The sequence below is a fragment of the Nitrospira sp. genome, assembly GCA_037045225.1.
In the GTDB taxonomy this organism is placed as follows: Bacteria; Nitrospirota; Nitrospiria; order Nitrospirales; family Nitrospiraceae; genus Nitrospira_A.
In genome coordinates, this window is the sequence record JBAOHZ010000009.1 from 1785651 (window position 1) to 1803533 (window position 17883).

Annotated in this window: 16 protein-coding genes; 13 read left to right on the top strand and 3 right to left on the bottom strand. The window is 59.5% G+C overall.

What is annotated here, in order from left to right:
- Positions 1–104 precede the first annotated feature (104 nt).
- Positions 105–4049, top strand: coding sequence for a PAS domain S-box protein (locus tag V9G17_09165; protein ID MEI2752760.1), 3945 nt, complete (start codon positions 105–107; stop codon positions 4047–4049).
- A gap of 47 nt (positions 4050–4096) precedes the next feature.
- On the opposite strand, the gene V9G17_09170 is transcribed toward V9G17_09165, so the two are convergent.
- Positions 4097–4783, bottom strand: coding sequence for an HAD family hydrolase (locus V9G17_09170; protein ID MEI2752761.1), 687 nt, complete (start codon positions 4781–4783; stop codon positions 4097–4099).
- Between the two features lie 60 nt (positions 4784–4843).
- Here V9G17_09170 and der point away from each other — a divergent pair, with 60 nt between their 5' ends.
- The 9 genes from der (at position 4844) to V9G17_09215 (ending at position 12998) form a co-directional block, all read left to right on the top strand.
- Entirely contained in the window at positions 4844–6238 is a 1395-nt protein-coding gene (der, locus tag V9G17_09175) for a ribosome biogenesis GTPase Der (GenBank protein MEI2752762.1), read from the top strand.
- A gap of 226 nt (positions 6239–6464) precedes the next feature.
- Positions 6465–6923: a hypothetical protein gene (locus V9G17_09180; protein MEI2752763.1), complete on the top strand. Its 459-nt coding sequence runs from the start codon at positions 6465–6467 to the stop codon at positions 6921–6923.
- A gap of 147 nt (positions 6924–7070) precedes the next feature.
- Complete coding sequence (locus V9G17_09185; protein ID MEI2752764.1) at positions 7071–8105, top strand: hypothetical protein; 1035 nt, start codon at positions 7071–7073, stop codon at positions 8103–8105.
- Between the two features lie 76 nt (positions 8106–8181).
- Complete coding sequence (locus V9G17_09190) at positions 8182–8814, top strand: RNA polymerase sigma factor (protein MEI2752765.1); 633 nt, start codon at positions 8182–8184, stop codon at positions 8812–8814.
- A 28-nt stretch (positions 8815–8842) separates the two neighbouring features.
- Positions 8843–9142 (top strand): anti-sigma factor, encoded by a 300-nt coding sequence (locus tag V9G17_09195; protein MEI2752766.1) that lies wholly within the window; start codon positions 8843–8845, stop codon positions 9140–9142.
- Between the two features lie 18 nt (positions 9143–9160).
- On the top strand, positions 9161–9538 hold the full coding sequence (locus tag V9G17_09200; GenBank protein ID MEI2752767.1) for a cytochrome c: 378 nt from the start codon (positions 9161–9163) through the stop codon (positions 9536–9538).
- Positions 9539–9627: 89 nt separating this feature from the next.
- Positions 9628–11349: a hypothetical protein gene (locus V9G17_09205; protein MEI2752768.1), complete on the top strand. Its 1722-nt coding sequence runs from the start codon at positions 9628–9630 to the stop codon at positions 11347–11349.
- Positions 11350–11494: 145 nt separating this feature from the next.
- Entirely contained in the window at positions 11495–11920 is a 426-nt protein-coding gene (locus tag V9G17_09210; GenBank protein MEI2752769.1) for a PEGA domain-containing protein, read from the top strand.
- Positions 11921–11951: 31 nt separating this feature from the next.
- Positions 11952–12998 (top strand): NAD(P)-dependent alcohol dehydrogenase, encoded by a 1047-nt coding sequence (locus tag V9G17_09215; GenBank protein MEI2752770.1) that lies wholly within the window; start codon positions 11952–11954, stop codon positions 12996–12998.
- Positions 12999–13120: 122 nt separating this feature from the next.
- Here the strand turns inward: V9G17_09215 and V9G17_09220 are convergent, their stop codons facing one another.
- Positions 13121–14086: a multicopper oxidase domain-containing protein gene (locus V9G17_09220; protein ID MEI2752771.1), complete on the bottom strand. Its 966-nt coding sequence runs from the start codon at positions 14084–14086 to the stop codon at positions 13121–13123.
- Between the two features lie 156 nt (positions 14087–14242).
- Positions 14243–15607, bottom strand: a complete 1365-nt coding sequence (locus tag V9G17_09225; GenBank protein ID MEI2752772.1) for a M20/M25/M40 family metallo-hydrolase — start codon at positions 15605–15607, stop codon at positions 14243–14245.
- Between the two features lie 97 nt (positions 15608–15704).
- Between V9G17_09225 and V9G17_09230 the strand changes: the two genes are divergently transcribed.
- Genes V9G17_09230 through V9G17_09240 form a run of 3 tightly spaced genes read left to right on the top strand, consistent with a single transcriptional unit; the run spans position 15705 to position 17879 of the window.
- Entirely contained in the window at positions 15705–16184 is a 480-nt protein-coding gene (locus V9G17_09230; GenBank protein MEI2752773.1) for a hypothetical protein, read from the top strand.
- Between the two features lie 3 nt (positions 16185–16187).
- Positions 16188–17135: an NAD(P)-dependent oxidoreductase gene (locus V9G17_09235; protein ID MEI2752774.1), complete on the top strand. Its 948-nt coding sequence runs from the start codon at positions 16188–16190 to the stop codon at positions 17133–17135.
- A gap of 12 nt (positions 17136–17147) precedes the next feature.
- Positions 17148–17879: a hypothetical protein gene (locus V9G17_09240; protein MEI2752775.1), complete on the top strand. Its 732-nt coding sequence runs from the start codon at positions 17148–17150 to the stop codon at positions 17877–17879.
- Positions 17880–17883 lie beyond the last annotated feature (4 nt).

Genomic DNA, 17883 nt, shown 5'->3' on the forward strand with positions numbered 1-17883 from the left:
CAAACCGCGGGAGCCCTGAAAGTGGAAAATTGTTTCCCTGACGGAAATTTTGTAGTAATGGTCTAGCCTGGGGTTCGCCCATGCATCAGACAGGAGTGACCGAGATGGCCTCCTCACCGTCGTTTCCCGACAGGCAGCCGCCGTTGACCTCTCCATTATCCAAACCATCTGATTCAGCCCGCGACAGCAGCATCGCCCTACAACGGGTCGTGCTCCTGTATGAGGCCATGCCGGCAGCGCTGGTGGCCGGGCTCGGCTGCGCACTCGCTCTGATCACCGTCAATTGGCATATCGTCCCGCACGACCGGCTGCTCATCTGGCTTGCGTACCACCTGATCCTTATCACAGGCCGATACGGGCTCGCTCGATCGTTCACGGCCAACAAACCGGGCCCCGCCAACATCTACCGCTGGGACCGGGCGTTTCTGCTCGGCACAACCCTCGCGGGGCTCGGCTGGGGTGCCTCGGCCCTGTGGTTGTTTCCGGAATCCTCACCGGCCCACCAACTCTTTTTGACTTTCGTACTCGCAGGCATCGCCGCCGGTTCCGTCTCTACCTTAGCCGCTCGCTTCGACGCCTTTCTGTCTTTCGCCCTACCGATGTTGACGCCACTCATCCTGCGACTCTTCACCCTCAACCATGAGCAAGCCCTGCCGATGGCGATCTGCACCATGCTCTTCTCGCTGCTCATGGTCTACACGGCGCACCGAGCCTCCCGCACCGTCCAGGAAACCCTCCAGCTGAAATATCACAACGCGCAACTGGTGGATCAACTCACCGGTCAGCTACGGGAAGGGGAGCAGATGGAATTGCTCCTCACCATCAAGACCGAACACCATCGCTTCATCATGGAGTATGCCCAGGACATCATCTACCGGACAGACGGGAGCGGCCGTTTTACGTTCATCAATCCCGCGGTCGTCCGGCTCCTGGAGTATCACGAGACAGAGGTGCTCGGCCATCGTGCGCTGGATTTTGTGCACCCCGAGTACCGTCGCTCAACGGAACGCTTTTACTTCCGGCAATTTCTCCGGAAGACGGCCAGCACCTATTATGAGTTTCCCCTGATCACCCGCTCTCAACAGATCCTGTGGGTCGGACAAAACGTGCAACTGCTGCAACGCGACCAGGAAGTCATCGGATTTCAGGCTGTGCTTCGGGATATTTCTGCCCGGAAACAGGCAGAAGAAGCCTTGCGCATCAGCCAGGAGCGATACCGTGCGCTGTTTGAGAGCAGCCCAGAAATGTTGCTGACCGTCAACGCGCAGGGCACATTGCTCACAGTCAACACCGCCACTGCCGCCGAATTGGGCTATGAGGCCGACGAGCTGAGCGGTTACCCGGCGACTCTGATCGCGCACCCGGATGATCACGGCAGCATGCAGCAACATTTTGCCGACTGTCTCAGCCGGCCGGGAGAAGCCCTTCGCTGGAGCTTCCGGAAGATGCGCAAGGACGGCAGCGTGCTCTGGGTGAGGGAAGCGGCCCGGGCCGTGCGCAACCCCGACGGGCAGTACGATATCGTCATCGTGTGCACGAACGTGACCGAACAAAAAAACATGGAAGCGGCCCTGACCCAGACACGCCAACTCCTGGAGTCTATCGTCGAGCACATTCCCCACATGGTCTTTGTAAAAGACGCCCAAGAATTGCGCTACGTCCAGTTCAACAAAGCGGGCGAGGAACTGACCGGCGTGCCGCGGGAGGCGCTCTTGGGGAAAGACGACTTCGATTTTTTCCCTCATGAGCAGGCGACATTCTTTACCGCCAGAGACCGCGAAGTCCTGACCAGCGGCATTGTGCTGGACATTCCCGCCGAACCCATCCAGACGAAGCACCATGGCTTGCGATGGCTCCATACCAAGAAGGTGCCCCTCTACGACGAGGCCGGCCTGCCGCGTTATATGCTGGGCATTTCGGAAGACATCACGGACCGAAAACAACATGAAGAAATCGAACAAGGACGGTTGAAGCAATTAGCCGTACAGCAGACCGTCCTGCATGGCCTGGCGGAACATCCTGCCATTCACGGCGGTTACCCCTTGGAGGCCTTTCCGACTATTGCAGAGAATGCCGCCCACACGCTGTCCGTCGAGCGGGCCAGCATCTGGCTCTTTGACGATACACAGAGCACCCTGATCCTCCAGGACCTCTTTGAAGTTACTCCGAAGCAGCACCGTAGCGGATTACGCCTGCCGACTGATAAGTACCCCTCCTTCGTCCTTGCGCTGGATCAAGAACCCTTTGCCCTCTCTGCACATGACGCCCAAACCGATCCACGCATGAGCGAGCTGACGCTGGATTATTTGGCCCCCTTGAACATCAACGCCGTGCTCGATGCCCCGATCCGACGACACGGTAGGGTGATCGGGATCTTATGCATCGAGCACGTCGGCTCCACCAGAACATGGGCCCCGGAAGAACAAACCTTCGCCGGATCCCTGGCCGCCATGGCGACCTTAACCCTGGAAGCGTCCGATCGCCGTGAGGCGCAAGAAGCGCTGGAGCACCATGTCCGTGAGCGTACCGACGAATTGCGCCGGACGACCGGCCATCTTGAGACCATCATCGAAGAGTCCCCTCTGGCCATGATCGAATTGGATCAAACAGGCCTCATCACCACCTGGAATGCCGCCGCCACCGCCCTCTTCGGATGGACCAAAGACGAGGTGCTGGGCCAAGAACTCCCCTATGTGCCGCCAGGACAGGAAGAGGAGTCCAAAGATTTGTGGACGGCCGCGATGAGCGGCGCGGCGCCACGGAACCTGGAGCTGTGCCGCCAGAGGAAGGACGGTACCCTGGTGGAGGTGAACATGTGGGGCAGCTCGCTGCAAGGGCCCGGCAGCCAGGCAGTCGGCGCCATCGGATTCTTCGTCGATATCACGAAGCACAAGCAACTCGAAGACCAGCTCCGGCAGGCCCACAAGATGGAAGCAATCGGCCGCTTAGCCGGCGGCGTGGCCCACGATTTCAACAACCTGCTCACGGTCATCAACGGAGGCGCCACGCTCTTGCTGGAACAGGTACGGGCCGAAGATCCACTGAATCATTTGCTGACGCAGATCCTGACCGCGGGCCAGCGAGCGGCGGCCTTGACCAAGCAACTCCTGGCCTTCAGCCGGCGCCAAGTACTGACGTTCCAGATCTTCGATCTCAATGAGGCGCTCTCGTCGATCAGTTCCATGATCGAACGGCTGATCGGCGAAGACATCAGCCTGGTCAGAAATCTGGACTCGCAGCCCTGCACGATTCGCGCAGACAGAGGACAGATCGATCAAGTGGTGCTGAATCTGGCCGTGAACGCGAAAGATGCCATGCCTGCCGGCGGGACACTCACGATGGCCACGCAGGCCCTGCTCATTACACCCGACAACCCGGTGCCCCATCCCACATTGCTGCCGGGAGCCTATGCGCACCTGTCGATCCGCGACTCAGGGGAAGGCATGGACCGTACAACCCTGTCCCATATTTTCGAACCCTTCTTCACGACCAAAGAAGACGGCAAAGGAACCGGACTCGGGTTGGCCACGGTCTACGGCATCGTCAACCAAAGCCAGGGGTTCATCTTTGTCGACAGCACACCCGGCGAAGGTTCGATCTTCGACCTCTACTTTCCACTGGTCGAAGCCCCGGCGCTCACCACCTCGGCTCCCCTCCTGTCCAGACCTCATGGTGGACAGGAGACCATTCTGTTGGTCGAGGATCAACAGGCCGTCCGGCTGCTGCTCACCCAAGCCCTGTCCGATTACGGCTACACCCTGCTCGAAGCGTCCAGCGGGCAAGAGGCGCTCCGCTTGGTCGCCGCCACCCAAACTCCCATTCATATTCTGCTGACGGACGTCGTGATGCCGAAGATGACCGGACCGACCTTGGCTGAGCACCTGCGTCAGCGATGGCCTGAGCTCCGGGTGCTCTTTATGTCGGGATACGCGGAGGGCAGCGTGTTGCCGACGTTTCTCGCGGAACCAGGCACCGGCTTCATTCAGAAACCCTTTCTCCCCACGGAATTGGCACAGAAACTCCGCGAGTTGCTGGATCCCATCACGTAACACACCCCCATGGCCTGTCAGGCGGGAGCAGTAGCGCGGACCGAGACTTACCCCGGCAGGATGGCGTGAAAATGTTCGATGGAGGAAAACCGCGCAGAAGGCACGGCTGAAGCTTGAGAGCTCGACCGCGAGCGGTGAAAAATCCGACCGATCCCGAAATCTTCGGCCGCAGCCAGACATTGCTCATCGTCATCGACGTATAACGCCCGCGCCGGATCGAAGCCGACCAGATCACGGCAGGTCGGCCAATACTCCGATCGCATCTTGAGCCAGCCCACCTCGAAGGCATCCACGATACGATCGACCTGCCGATCCAACCCCGTCTTGGCCGTTTTCACATCCACCCCGGCTCGATGCGCGTTCGTCAGGATCGTCACCCGCTTTCCCATTCGACGCAGGGACGAGAGAAATTCCTCGGCATCGGGCAGAAACCCGATCATGTGGTCGAGTTCGCGATGCATCGCCACCACATCGAGATCCACCCGTTCCGACCAATAGTGCAAATCCGTCCAGGCCAACTCCCCTTCCACGGAACGGTACATGGTCATCAACCGATCCCGGGCTTCCTCAAACGTCAGGGCCTGCTTCACCGCATACCGTCTCGGCAGTTCTTCCTCGAAAAAAAAGTTGTCGAAATGACGGTCGAGTAACGTGCCATCCATGTCGAGCAGCACATCGTCGATCTGACTCCAATCGACGGACTGAGGGGCGGACGCGGCGCGTGGTGACAGCATCCAGGCAGTATACCGGAGACCGGCGCGTCAAGACGAGTCATTGTGTTCGGTGAAATCTCTATGCTACCGTCGCGCACCATGTCACGCACCAAACAAACGCGCGGTCCTGTGGCCCCGCTGTTCACGCTTGAGGGCGGCCGGCTGCCCATTATCGCCCTCATCGGGCGGCCCAATGTCGGGAAATCCACGCTGTTTAACCGCATTCTTGGCACACGTGCGGCCATCGTCGACGATGTGCCGGGCGTAACGAGGGATCGGAACTACGCCGATTCGACCTATCGCAATCGCCGTTTTCGCCTCGTGGACACCGGTGGCCTCGACCCGACAGCGAGCGAAGGCATGTTGTCCCTGATCCGGCAACAATCCCAACTCGCCATCGCCGAAGCGGATATCCTGGTACTGGTTCTGGACGCCCGGGCAGGCCTGACGCCGGCCGATGAAGAGGTCGTGCAAACCCTGCGCGGCTCGGATAAACCCGTCTACTACGTGATCAACAAAATCGATACCCCGAAGGCCGATCCGCTCATCGCCGATTTTTATCGCCTCGGGCAGGAACAGCTCTACCCCCTGTCGGCCGAACACGGCATCGGTGTCGCCGAATTGCTGGACGACCTGTTCTCCCACATGGCCGAACCCCTCGACGAAGAGGCCATCAGCGAGACGCCGCGTATCGCCATCGTCGGACGGCCAAACGTCGGGAAATCTACCCTGGTCAATTCAGTGCTCGGGGAAGCGCGCGTCGTCGTGAGTGATGTGCCGGGCACAACCCGTGACCCGGTCGACTCGGTCGCCACGTTCAAGGATCGGCAGTATGTGCTGACCGATACGGCAGGAATACGCCGCCGGGGCCGTGTAGAACGGGGCATTGAAGGGTATAGCGTCGCCCGATCCTTACGCGCCATCGGCCGATCAGACATCGCCGTGCTGCTGCTGGATGCGGAAGAAGGCGTCACTGAGCAAGACACCAAAATTGCCGGCCTCGTTCTCAAGCAAGGACGCGCCTGCATCCTCATCGTCAACAAGTGGGATCTCAAAACCGACGACGTGCACGCACGCGAGGCCTACAAACAAGACCTTGACCGTCGCTTCCCGTTTCTCGCCTGGGCGCCCGTACTGTTCATTTCGGCACTGGAACAGGACTTTTTGCGCGGCTTGTTCGCCTTAATCGATCAAGTCTATTTCTCATTTTGTAAACGGGTCCCCACTGGACCCCTGAATCAATTCTTTCAGGGCTTGTTGGAGGAGCACCCGTTACCGGTTCGAAAAGGCAAGCCGGCCAAAGCGAGCAAATCGGCATTCATGACGCAAGTGGCGACACGCCCGCCGGCCTTTGCGCTCTTTGTGGGACATCCCGACAATATGACGCCGGCCTACCTCCGGTTTCTCGAAAACCAGATTCGGAAGGAATATCATTTCTCGGGCACACCCGTTCGACTGCTGACCAGGAAAAAATGAGGCAACCTTGTCAGGTTGAGGCGCAATCGACACAATCGGCTCCAGGCTTCCTCACCCGGTCTGTTTCGTTCCCCACGATTCCTTGAATATTTCGTAGTTTTCCCCCTCTGTGAGAGTTCGCTACTGTGGCGCGCATCTTGCGTTTCACATCGGTATTCGGACGGCACCTCCAGCCCAACGTGCCGAACCGAAGATGGACAGCCGTACCAGGGAAGCGCACCGCTCCATGTTCATCGAACGCCCACACCTCGGACTCCTCGCTCCCCCGGCCCCATGGGCCGAGACCGCGATCCTCGTCCTCTCCATGGACGGTCGCGTACTCCATGCGAACGAACAGGCTCGCGACATTGCGCCCCTCCTGACCGGCGATTCCCCTCCGCTGGAGATCTCCCCGGTCGAGTCGCTTCGTGACCCCTTGCTGGATCTGTTCTATGACATCTTGTCCAATTTGGAAAAACACATCGCAGCGGAAGACTGGAACTCCTTCGAACGCGCGCGCATCATCCACTGGGAAGCAGGCCTGATACATCTCAGAGGAGTGGGAATTCCCGACCAGGCCCGGCGGCAGCAATCACGTATCATTCTGACACTCCACCACCAGGCAGACCTTTTACCCCTCTCACCTTCTGCCTGTGACACACAGGCCCCCGAACACGTCGCTCGCCTCGAAGGGCTTTCAACTTGACTCATACGGATCAGCATGTTATTCGCACAGGAGACGTTGTACGCCACACGTGATCCGGCATGAACCGGCCCCGCACGAGCGAAGGTCGGTTTCTGCTCCATTCAATCGGCGTCACACCACTCCGATCACGACGGGTTTGTGAACACTATGATGCATTCTGGAGTTTCCGCCTTTCGCTTCCTCGTGCTTTCAATCCAGCTGGGGACTTGTCTAGTCCTGACCCCACCCAGTTGGGCAGACCCATCCGAGCCACTCGTCGAACCGCCCCCGCTCCCTGAATTCACCGATCCAGCGGCCCAAGACAATCCGGAACCGACCGTTGCCGAAGACGCATCCCCGGCCGCAGCCCCCGCGCCGGTGTCTCCCTCGGTTCAGATCTCCGGCGCGATCTGGCGATCGAAACCCGGCATTGTGTTCCTCCAAACCCCGATCGGACCACTTTCGCTCAGTTCGAAAACCACCCTTCGCGACATCAAGACCTCGCAAAAAATTACCCTCTGGGTCCATGGCACGACCAGTGTCATCGATATTCGCGAGAGGGGCATCGACAAACTGGTCCACCGGTATGTCAGCGGCATGCCAAATTTTACGTCCCCTGAGAAAACCGCCGTGACGTTCTGGACGCCCGATGGCGAACAATCCTTCGCGCTCGGCTCATTTCAAGCCAAAATCGCCGGGCGCCAAGATCATCAACCTGTGGCCATCGAAGTGGACGGGGCGGGCACCATCAAGGGGCTGCACGACGTACAATTTGATCTGCAGGTCAATCAGCTTCCCCGCACACCGTCACCGTTGCAACTCCTGCTGAATGGCACGGTCTCAAAACTCAAATCGAACTATGTATTCCTGAAGACCCCGCTGGGCATCGTGACCGTGAGCGGCAAGACCGGCGTGAAGAATGCCAAAGTCGGGCAGGAAATGTCGGTATGGATTCGGGATCGGCATGTGGCCATTGATTTGTACCAAGACGGACTCTCCACCCCGTCACACCGATTCCTCTCCGGCCCGCTCACCTATGGTGCCGACGGGCACGACGCGCTGACCATGCAGGGCCCGGAGGGATCCCAGGCCATTCCGCTGACGACCAAACCGTCCTCTCTGGCAACCGTGAAGGAAGGGTGGCCGATCACTGTCGAGCTGAATCAAAAGGGCGAACTCGTCGAGATCCGCCGTGTGAACTGACCCCCACCCAGTACGCCACGGCGGTCGATGCGCTCCTTGACAGTGGCTCACGCCGCCCGTAGACTCGCACCCGCGTATGGCATTACGGAAGAAAAGTCGGCCGGATCTCCACGACGGCCATGCTGTTTCCCGCTCTCCATCCACTTCATTCGACGAACTGTATCGTGACCATGTCGACGTGATGTACCGGTTTGCCTATCGGTTATGCGGCGAAGCCGAGTCGGCGAAAGACCTGGTTCAGGAAACGTTTCTCAGCGCCTACCGTGCGTACGACCGTTTTCGTGGTGACGCACAAATCTCGACCTGGCTTTACGCCATCGCCTCCCATGCGTGCCAACGCATGCGGCGCAAACGCAAAGGCGAGCCGGAACGCGAGTTGTCGTTGACTGAATTCGTCCCGACGTCGGGAGGCGAGTTTTCCCTCCAAGTCCCGATGGAGGGCCTCAGCCCTCAAGAAGCGCTGGAAAATAAGCAACTTCGCCAGATCCTCGATCGCGCGATCGCCAAATTGCCGCGAAAGTATCGGATGGTGCTGGTGCTCCGCGACATGGAGGGCTTAAGCGCGAAAGAAGTGGGCGGCATTTTGGGGCTCAACGAACGGGCCATCAAATCGAGGCTGCATCGAGCCCGCCTCTTTGTTCGCAGGGAACTCAGCGGCAAAGGACTGGCCGGAGAATTTCATCCGAACGTTACCACCGGGCACCGATAGTTTGGTATAGTTAAGAAGAAACACCGCCATGACTGATCGCGCACATACACATCCAGGCACCCGCAAACCCGCCCCTCACCTGGGTCACGGAAAGCGACATTGCGTCAAAGTGCTTGAACGGCTATCTGCCTATCTGGACGACGAACTCTCCGGTGACGTGTGTCTGGAAATTCGCGCCCACCTCGGTGATTGCCCGAATTGTGAAGTATTTCTCGATTCCTTACGCCAAACCGTCCAGCTCTGCCGGAACCGCCCGTCTCCGCCACTCTCCAAGAATGATCGTGCGAGCCTCCGCCGCCAGATTTTGAAGGCTGCGGCAACGGCGTAATCAGCCGTGATTCGGCCGATGTCCCATCACCTCCTTTTCGCGCTCCTCCTGACCATCGGAGGAACAGGCGTCCTGCTCGCCCAACCGTCCGACCCTCTCGACCTCGGGCAAACCATCTATCGCCAACATTGCATGGAGTGCCATGGCTCCACCGGCAAGGGCGACGGGGCCAAGGCCCCGTTTCTGTCCCCTCGACCGGGCAATCTCATCTCCGCCGCGACCTCTGCCAAAACGGATCGCGAGTTGCTTCGCACGATCGCCCAAGGAAAACCACGCACCTCCATGCCGGCCTGGCAGGACGTACTGCCGGCCGAGGATCAACAGGCCGTTCTCCAATACATCCGCTCCCTGGTTCGGTTTACCCGGCCGCTCACACCTCCTCCACCAGGTCCGTAATCTCGCATCGACTCCCAGGACGCCCCTTTCCCCTGAAAAGAGCCACGTGGTACAGTGACTTTCTTTTCTTGTCACCGGAGGTCGTTCGCATGATTCGCGGGAACCTGTTCCATCGACGACAGACCATTGCCATCGTGACCCTCGCAGTCTCTCTCGGTCTCTGGGCCGGGACAGCCGAGTCGGCACCGGCGACCGGCGGGAAGGGGCATCGCCCGACCGCCTCCGCTAAGCAACCACCGGCAGTCCAAACCGCCGTCCGATATGCCGAAGCCATCGCGCACGGCGACCGCGTGACGGCCGGGCAATTGGATTTTGCCTGCCAATACCGTTACGTCGTCGCATCCCCGGCTAAGGTGAAACAATTCGCACCGGCCGCCGATGCGTCGTACGATTCCTGCTGGCAGACCCTCACCGAGGCCTATGCCCCGATGTTGAAGCGATCGGACATTGCCATGGATATCATCTGGCCAAGCACAGGTCCGTTGGTCTTCTTTGGCGACGATCTGCCGAGAGCGCCTGCCTCGACCTTCGTAGCCGACGTGGTGGGTATCTCCCCTCCCGGGAGCGGCCTCCATGTGACCGTCATCGGCAGCCGCACTATTCCATCCGGTTCATTCAAGCTCGAGCGGACCGGAAAAGTTCTTGGCGTCCCGACGACGCTGGTCCAGCTGTCGGTGCAATATCAGGATCCCCTCACCTCACCGATCACCTATGCCCCCGGCAACGTCAAATGGACCAATACGATCAAACGGCCGCGGCGCGCATTGAAATCCGTGACCACCCAATGGGTTGTCTTCACCGGACTCAAGCGACACGGTTTCCCCGGAGATAGCGCCGTGTTCAACCTGCCGGTCGCCTCGGAGCCGGAAGCCCCGGGCATGATGGCAGACAAAATTCCATTTGCCACCGAAAGCAGCCGCGCGTTACCTGAATCCATGGCGTGGTGGGGACCGGACGATCAGCCCGGAACCCTGACTGCCGCTGCCGCACGCGCTGCCATCTTTCCCGACTTGCGCGACCGGGTGGCATTGCTCAACCGAGTGCTGCTCATTGATCCCAAGCAACCCGACGCCCTGACGGTGCTGACCCGCCACCTGTATAGCGCACTGTTGCGGGAGGCACGGAACAGCCATCAGATGCCTGTGAAAGACCCGAGCCTGGGCATCGTGCTGGACGAATTTTACTGGAATATCTACGCGCAAGGGGCCCGCATGGACCTCTCAAACGGCATGGAAATGGGCGGCCTGTCGCAACCGACCCCGGCGGATTATCTTTACCGTCTCATACCGGCACTCCAAACGCTGGCTTCGACCAAACCGGAACAACTCGACAACCGGTTCCGGCTTGGTATCGCCTACCGATGGAATAACGACCAGCTTCCCATGGTCGAGACCTTCGAAGCTCTTGTAAAGGATATCCCCGAGCACCGGAGAACGCCCAAGTCCGAAGCACTCTTGCAGTTGGCTTGGTCCCGCATCAACAAAGTGTCCTGGAACCGGATCCTACACGATACCGAGACGCCCCGTGCCTACGCCGATGCCCAAGCGGCCTTGGCACAGGCAGAACTTCCACTCGATAAGTTTCTCGCTGAATATGCGATGGCCTATACCATGATCTTCTTGCCGAACTACGGGGACAAGACCCAAATGCTTCATCACCTCACCGAAGCCAAGCGCTGGTTCGATGAGGTGCCCGGCAAGTCGGATGAGGTGTGGCGTTACTTCCTGCACTCGGAACTGCTCAAGGCGGTGTTGGATGCGGATCCGATGTTCCAACCGATCCTGGCAACCACCGCCGCCCCTCACGCCTGACCATACATGAGAGCGGGGCGATGGAGCGTCCTTCACTTCATCGTCCCGCCGTTGCCTCCTGCCGCCTCGCGCTTGGTCTTCGTCGCCTTGCCAACCTACCTATCCTATGTTAACCATATCCGCCAGCATCTCCAGGGAGGAGTCCATGCCCGTCAGATCTAGAACCGTTCACACCGGCCGGGGTGCCACTGTCGCTCTCGTAATCGCGTCGCATCTGACCCTCACCGGCTGCTCAATTTTCGGGGGCAGCTCACAACAGCTCACCGTCATCTCTGACCCATCGGGGGCGCAGGTTCTCATCAACGGCACCGCGGCCGGAACGACGCCGTTGCAGTATCAGGTCCCTCGACGAGGAGATCTCGTCGTCGAGGTACAGAAGCCTGGGTACAAGTCCCAATCCCGCATGACGGGCCGTAAACTCAGCAGCATAGGAATTGTCGATGTCGTCGGTGGAGCCATATTCCTTCTCCCCCTACTCGGCCTCATTGCACCGGGTGCGTGGGAACAAGACCCGTCGACATTCGGCATCACACTCGAAGCCGACACGAACCCTCCGGCCCCGACACCATAGAACAGCGAGAATCACCGAGGAGCAGACCACGATGATCGATATACAAGGTTATGCCGCACTCAACGCAACATCCCCCCTCGCACCATTTCAATTTTCGCGCCGTGAAGTCGGACGCCAAGACGTGCTGATCAAGATTCAGTACTGCGGCATTTGCCATTCGGATGTGCACCAAGCACGGGATGAATGGGGCGGGTCGCTGTTCCCCATGGTGCCCGGACACGAAATCGTCGGCACGGTGGAACAGGTCGGCGCCTCCGTCACACGATTCAAAATCGGCCACACCGTGGGGGTGGGATGCTTCGTCGATTCTTGCCGGACATGCCCCGCCTGCAAGAAAGGCCTGGAGCAATATTGCGAAGGCCATCTTGCCTTCACCTACAACGGCACAGAGCGAGACGGCGTCACGCCCACCTACGGTGGATACTCGACCAAGATCGTCGTCGATCAACGCTATCTTGTGCGGATCCCCAAGCGATTGCGTCCCGAGGAAGCGGCGCCGCTCTTGTGTGCCGGCATCACCACCTATTCCCCGTTACGACACTGGAAGGTGGGGAAGAAACATCGGCTCGCGGTGGTCGGGCTGGGTGGCCTCGGACACATGGCCGTCAAGATCGGCACGGCCCTCGGCGCCCACGTGACCGTACTGAGCCATTCCGACAAGAAACAGGCCGATGCAAAGCGGCTGGGCGCACAGGCCTATTACTCCACCGCGAAACCGGAGACCCTGACCCAACTCACCAAACAGTTCGACTTCATCCTGGACACCGTCTCAGCACCCCATGATCTGAATGCCTATCTGGAATTGCTGAAAACCGATGGCACCATGATTCTGGTCGGCGCGCCTGATAAGCCTGCGCAGCTCGGCGCCTTTCCGTTGATCATGCGCCGGCGACGACTGGTCGGATCGTTGATCGGCGGGATCAAGGAGACACAGGAGATGCTCGACTTCTGCGGCAAACACAAATTCGGTGCCGAGGTGGAAGTCATTCCCATCCAACAGGTGAACGCCGCCTACGACCGTCTTGCCCGCGGCGACGTGCGCTACCGGTTCGTCATCGATATGAGCTCTCTGAAGTAACGCCTCGGGTGCGGCCGAACCTGTGTTCACAGAATGTAGAACCTGAGAGCGGCGCACGAACGTGGAAGAGTCGAACGAATCGGCAGGCCGGGCGGCCACAAGGCCGCCCGGCGACAACGCACTTACTTGGCTGGCGCGACAAACGGCATGAGGGGAAGCGGTTTCGCGTCCTTGTCCACCTTCAACAGGGCAATGGCACCACGAAGGGCGTCGGTCAAGGAGTGGGTGACAATCGGGTAGACCCCGTCATTGTTGTCCAGCACCATATCGAGGATCGCCGCGCCCGCCGGCGGAATCAGCTGTGTCTGCACACCGCGCGTATGATTCGCGGGATTGCCGCTCTCCCACACATCATCCCAAATTTCAGCGATCGGATGGACCGCCGACACGTTATTCGGCCCGGCATTCACAAAATAGAACCGAACGCGCTCACCCGGCTTGGCCTCCAGAAACGCACCTCCGGCTTTGCTGTGCACAGGATCGTAGCGGAAGACGGAACCGTTGAACACGACGTACTGATACTTCCGATCGAACATCGCATCCACATCGTCAGGATCCTTGAAGAGTTCGCTCTGCACCAACACATACTCGCGATCCGCTTTCGGCAGCGCCTTGGGATCCTTGGGATCGACGATGATGGCGCCCATCATGCCGCGCGCAATATGCTGAATCATGGGAGAGGCACCGCAGTGATAGGCGAAGATGCCGGGCCATTTGGCTTTGAAACGATATTGCAGCGACTCGCCTGGACGCACTTCCTTGTAATGCTCAAGAAAGTTGGTTTCCGCTGCGTGAAAATCCATCGAATGGGGACGACCGTTCGTGTCGGGATTCGTCAATGAAAAGACGACCTCGTCGCCTTCCTGCACACGAATCACCGGTCCCGGAAACTGACCATTAAAGGTCCAGGCGTCATAGGTATGGCCCTCGCCGTCTATCACAAGTTTGGTTTCCACGGCCGTCATGGACACTTCGACGACTTTCGCGAAAGCGGATTCGATCGGCTGCATGGCCACGCCGTACACTGAGGCCAGCCCCAAGACCGTGCGGATCACAGATTGGCGAAAGCGGGTAGGACGTACTGTCATAATGCTGCGGCTCCTCCTGTTGAAAGTTAATAGGTATTGGTTCAACAACAGCAGGCAGGATACCGTGATCACAAACGAAACAACACGAATTTTGTCATTTTTTCAGACCCGTGATCAGGGCCGAATGGTTCACCTACGTATACATCTGTAAGTCAGCTATCGCTTCGCAGCCAGTTCCACAAAGTAATGCGCAAACGCCTTCATGCCGCCTGAGGCCTGGCCCCAATCGAAATACTCATTCGGCGCATGGTAGCCGTGCTCGGGCAGGCTCAGGCCCAGAAACAGTATCGGGACCTTCCAGGCCTTCTGCATCGTCACCACGGCACCGATCGAGCCACCTTCACGGATAAACGCCGGCTCTTTGCCGAATCCCGCCTTCACGGCTCGCTTCACCGCTTCCACATACGGCCCGTCGAACACACCGCGAAACGGCTGCAACATCCCTTCGCGTTCGACCTTCACATCCGGATTCAACTTGGCGACATATTTCTTGAGCAACGCAAAGGCCTTCTCCGGAGTCTGATTCGGCACGAGCCGCATACTGACCTTTAGCTCCCCATGGCCCGGCACCACCGTTTTCACCCCCGGCCCATGGTAACCGCCGACGAGTCCATGCACCTCAAACGTCGGCGCAGCCCAAATACGGCGCATGACCTCTGCCGGATCCTGGGTGCGAAGCGTCTTGAACCCATAGGCCTGCTTGAACTTACTCACTTGAAATCCAGACTGCAGGAAACTCTTGATCTCTGCCTTGGTCGGCTCGACCACATCATCGTAGAAGCCCGGAATCTTCACCTTACCGGTCTTGGCATCCACACAGGAGTGGACGATGTCCATCAACTCGGCCAGTGGATTACGCGCCGCACCGCCCGTCACCCCCGAATGGGCATCCTTGGAGCCGGTACGCAGGACGAGGCGCGCGCCGAGCAAACCACGCAATCCATAGGGCATCGCAGGCTGATTCTTCGACAGCCAGATCGTATCGGAAATCACCACCGAGTCCGGCCGTGGAATTGCCGCGCGATTCTTGATGGCCGCCCCAAAACTGGGGCTGCCGTTTTCTTCTTCCAGCTCCCATAGAAACCGCACATTGATCGGCACGCCCTGTTCAATCGCATAACGCGCGCCGAACAGGGCGGCCAACGCCGGCCCCTTGTCGTCCGTTGCCCCCCGCCCGCGGTAGATCCCATTGTCGTTTTGAAACGCGAACGGCGCCTGCTTCCATTCCGGCTCTTGCGCCGGCTGAACATCCATGTGGTTGTACACCGTCACGGTCGGGTAACTCGGATCGACTGTCCATCCGCCTGACACCACCGGGTAACCAGGGGTCTCAACGATGTGTGCCTCCGCCCCGGCAGCCCGCAGATATTGCGCCGCCAATTCCGCCATTCGGTGCATATCCGGCGCATGCTGAGGATCCATGCTGATGGAGGGAATTTCGACGGCCTGCCCGAGCATGTCTTCATAGCGTGGGCGAGCGTCCTTGATGTAGATGTCTAATTGTCGCTGCAAATCGCTCATCGCTGTGCCTCCCTGTGATCGCCGGCGATTATATCGACTCGCAGAAGGAAAACCTATGAGGGCGAGGATCGAAACAAAGAATGGTAGAATACGCTCGATGATCCACGATGTTCTCCAGATCCGAACCAGCCTCCTCGTGACACTGGTCTGCTGCATGATGATCGTCCTGGTTGCAGACAGCCGCCGAGTCGACGCACAGGAAGTCGTGACCGTACAAGATATTCTCACCGATCCAGCCCTGTTCCACTTGCGGCAAATCACGCTACGAGGAACTGTGCGCAACGTACAGTCGCTCGATCCCTATGAAATCCCGGCCGGCTCCACCTGCTACGGCGGCTACCTCTTCACCCTGGAAGACGACACGGCCTCGCTACCGGTCGCCGTGCCGGGGCTGTGCGGGGTCCCCATGGTGAAAGATCCCGAGGTTGAGGATGGGGCGCGCGTAACGGTGGACGCCACGGTGCAGGCTCCCAGCCATGGTGGGTATGCGCTGAGTTTTCGCGGTGGGAAAATCGCCATGGATCAAGAGGGCATCGTCCAGGCGATTGCCAATCGCATTACGCCGTTAGTCGAGTAACCGATGGTCTATCCTCAGGAACAGCCCCCACGCCTTGCCGCCCCCGCCCACACACGAGTGGGATGGATCGGCACCGGCGTGATGGGCGCACCCATGTGCCACCATCTGCAATCGGCCAAGTATCGCCTCACCCTCTACACCCGGAACCGCAGCAAAGCGTTACCGATTCTCGCCAAGGGCGCAACGTGGACAGATTCACCTCGCGCCGTGGCGGAGCAGACAGACGTGGTCATTACCATGGTGGGACTCCCCCGGGATGTGCGAGAAGTGTACTTCGGTGAGCAGGGGGTGCTCGCAGGCGTAAGGCCCGGGATGGTGCTCATCGATATGACCACCACGGAACCGTCTCTCGCGCAGGAGATCGCCCTGGCGGCTCAGTCACGCGGGACCTTCGCCGTGGACGCACCGGTCTCCGGAGGCGATGTCGGCGCGCGGAATGCGACGCTGTCCATCATGGTCGGAGGGGTCACCAAGGCTGTTCAGGCCGTCATGCCGCTACTGGAATGCCTCGGCAAGAAAATCGTGCACCAGGGCGAGGCGGGGACGGGACAACACACGAAGCTCTGCAATCAAATCGTGATCGCCGGCACCATGATCGGCGTCTGCGAGAGCCTGCTCTATGGGTACAGAGCCGGATTACAGCTGGATCGCATGTTGGAATCGATCCGCGGTGGTGCGGCCGCCTGTTGGACGCTGGAGAATCTGGCGCCACGTATTCTAGCCCGTAATTTCGACCCGGGGTTCTTCGTCGAACATTTCATCAAAGACATGGGCATTGCGCTGGAAGAGGCGCGACGGCGACAGCTCACCCTGCCGGGTCTGACCCTCGCACATCAGCTCTATGAACAGGTGCAAGCGCTCGGCCATGGCCGAGCAGGTACGCATGCGCTAATGTTGGCTTTGGAAGCACTTTCGCCTATCAATCCAGCCAAGCCTTCGGCTGCCACGTAACACAGGAGTTGTATGAGATCCGTCTCTCTGCGCATCCTTCTCTTCCTGCTGTTGTCGATCGCAATCTCCGCGTGCACCAGCGCCCGCGGCCTGAACCGGCAACTCCTGCAGGAATCGTTTCACGACCATCCCGAGGTGGTCACGGATCGCGATGTCGCATCCGCCATGGCCTTGCAGGCGCAGTTACCTTCGCCCTATCGCCTGGCCGTGTTTTTCAAACACGAAGATTTTCCAAGCCGGCCGGTACTGCAACGGGTAGATTGGGTGAGCGCCGACGCCGACCGCGTGCAGCGGGCGCTCGCGCCCGTACAGGAAGAGGGCATTCTTCAGCAGAGTTTCCTGCTAGCGAACTCCACGGTCCAAGGAACCACATTCCGTGACATTCGCCTGGCCGCCGCCCGGTACAACGCCGACGCGCTTCTCGTCATCGATGGGGCCTCCGCCGTGGAACGGTACAACAACGGGCATGCCGCCTGGTACGCCACCGGCCTCGGCGCCTACTTCGCCCACGGCACCGAAAGCCACGCGCTGTTCATGATGGAAGGGACCTTATGGGATGTCCGCACGGGCTATCTGTACGGCACCCAAACGGCGGAAGGGGAAACGACTCTCATCGGCTCGGCGCCATCACTTGAGGACAAGACCGCGGTGGCCGAAGCCAAAGACGTGGCACTCGAACGGTTCGGCAAAGAACTCGCCGAAATGCTCCGGCTCTTGAGGGAAAAGCAGAAGCCCGCATCCTGAGCGT

Bases quoted from the DNA above. Each gene is read 5' to 3' on its own strand.
- V9G17_09180 (MEI2752763.1), top strand. From the start codon at position 6,465: ATGTTCATCGAACGCCCACACCTCGGACTCCTCGCTCCCCCGGCCCCA.
- der (MEI2752762.1), top strand. From the start codon at position 4,844: ATGCTACCGTCGCGCACCATGTCACGCACCAAACAAACGCGCGGTCCT.
- V9G17_09200 (MEI2752767.1), top strand. From the start codon at position 9,161: ATGTCCCATCACCTCCTTTTCGCGCTCCTCCTGACCATCGGAGGAACA.
- V9G17_09210 (MEI2752769.1), top strand. From the start codon at position 11,495: ATGCCCGTCAGATCTAGAACCGTTCACACCGGCCGGGGTGCCACTGTC.
- V9G17_09165 (MEI2752760.1), top strand. From the start codon at position 105: ATGGCCTCCTCACCGTCGTTTCCCGACAGGCAGCCGCCGTTGACCTCT.
- V9G17_09190 (MEI2752765.1), top strand. From the start codon at position 8,182: ATGGCATTACGGAAGAAAAGTCGGCCGGATCTCCACGACGGCCATGCT.
- V9G17_09230 (MEI2752773.1), top strand. From the start codon at position 15,705: ATGATCCACGATGTTCTCCAGATCCGAACCAGCCTCCTCGTGACACTG.
- V9G17_09225 (MEI2752772.1), bottom strand. From the start codon at position 15,607: ATGAGCGATTTGCAGCGACAATTAGACATCTACATCAAGGACGCTCGC.
- V9G17_09185 (MEI2752764.1), top strand. From the start codon at position 7,071: ATGATGCATTCTGGAGTTTCCGCCTTTCGCTTCCTCGTGCTTTCAATC.
- V9G17_09240 (MEI2752775.1), top strand. From the start codon at position 17,148: ATGAGATCCGTCTCTCTGCGCATCCTTCTCTTCCTGCTGTTGTCGATC.
- V9G17_09215 (MEI2752770.1), top strand. From the start codon at position 11,952: ATGATCGATATACAAGGTTATGCCGCACTCAACGCAACATCCCCCCTC.
- V9G17_09220 (MEI2752771.1), bottom strand. From the start codon at position 14,086: ATGACAGTACGTCCTACCCGCTTTCGCCAATCTGTGATCCGCACGGTC.
- V9G17_09235 (MEI2752774.1), top strand. From the start codon at position 16,188: ATGGTCTATCCTCAGGAACAGCCCCCACGCCTTGCCGCCCCCGCCCAC.
- V9G17_09205 (MEI2752768.1), top strand. From the start codon at position 9,628: ATGATTCGCGGGAACCTGTTCCATCGACGACAGACCATTGCCATCGTG.
- V9G17_09195 (MEI2752766.1), top strand. From the start codon at position 8,843: ATGACTGATCGCGCACATACACATCCAGGCACCCGCAAACCCGCCCCT.
- V9G17_09170 (MEI2752761.1), bottom strand. From the start codon at position 4,783: ATGCTGTCACCACGCGCCGCGTCCGCCCCTCAGTCCGTCGATTGGAGT.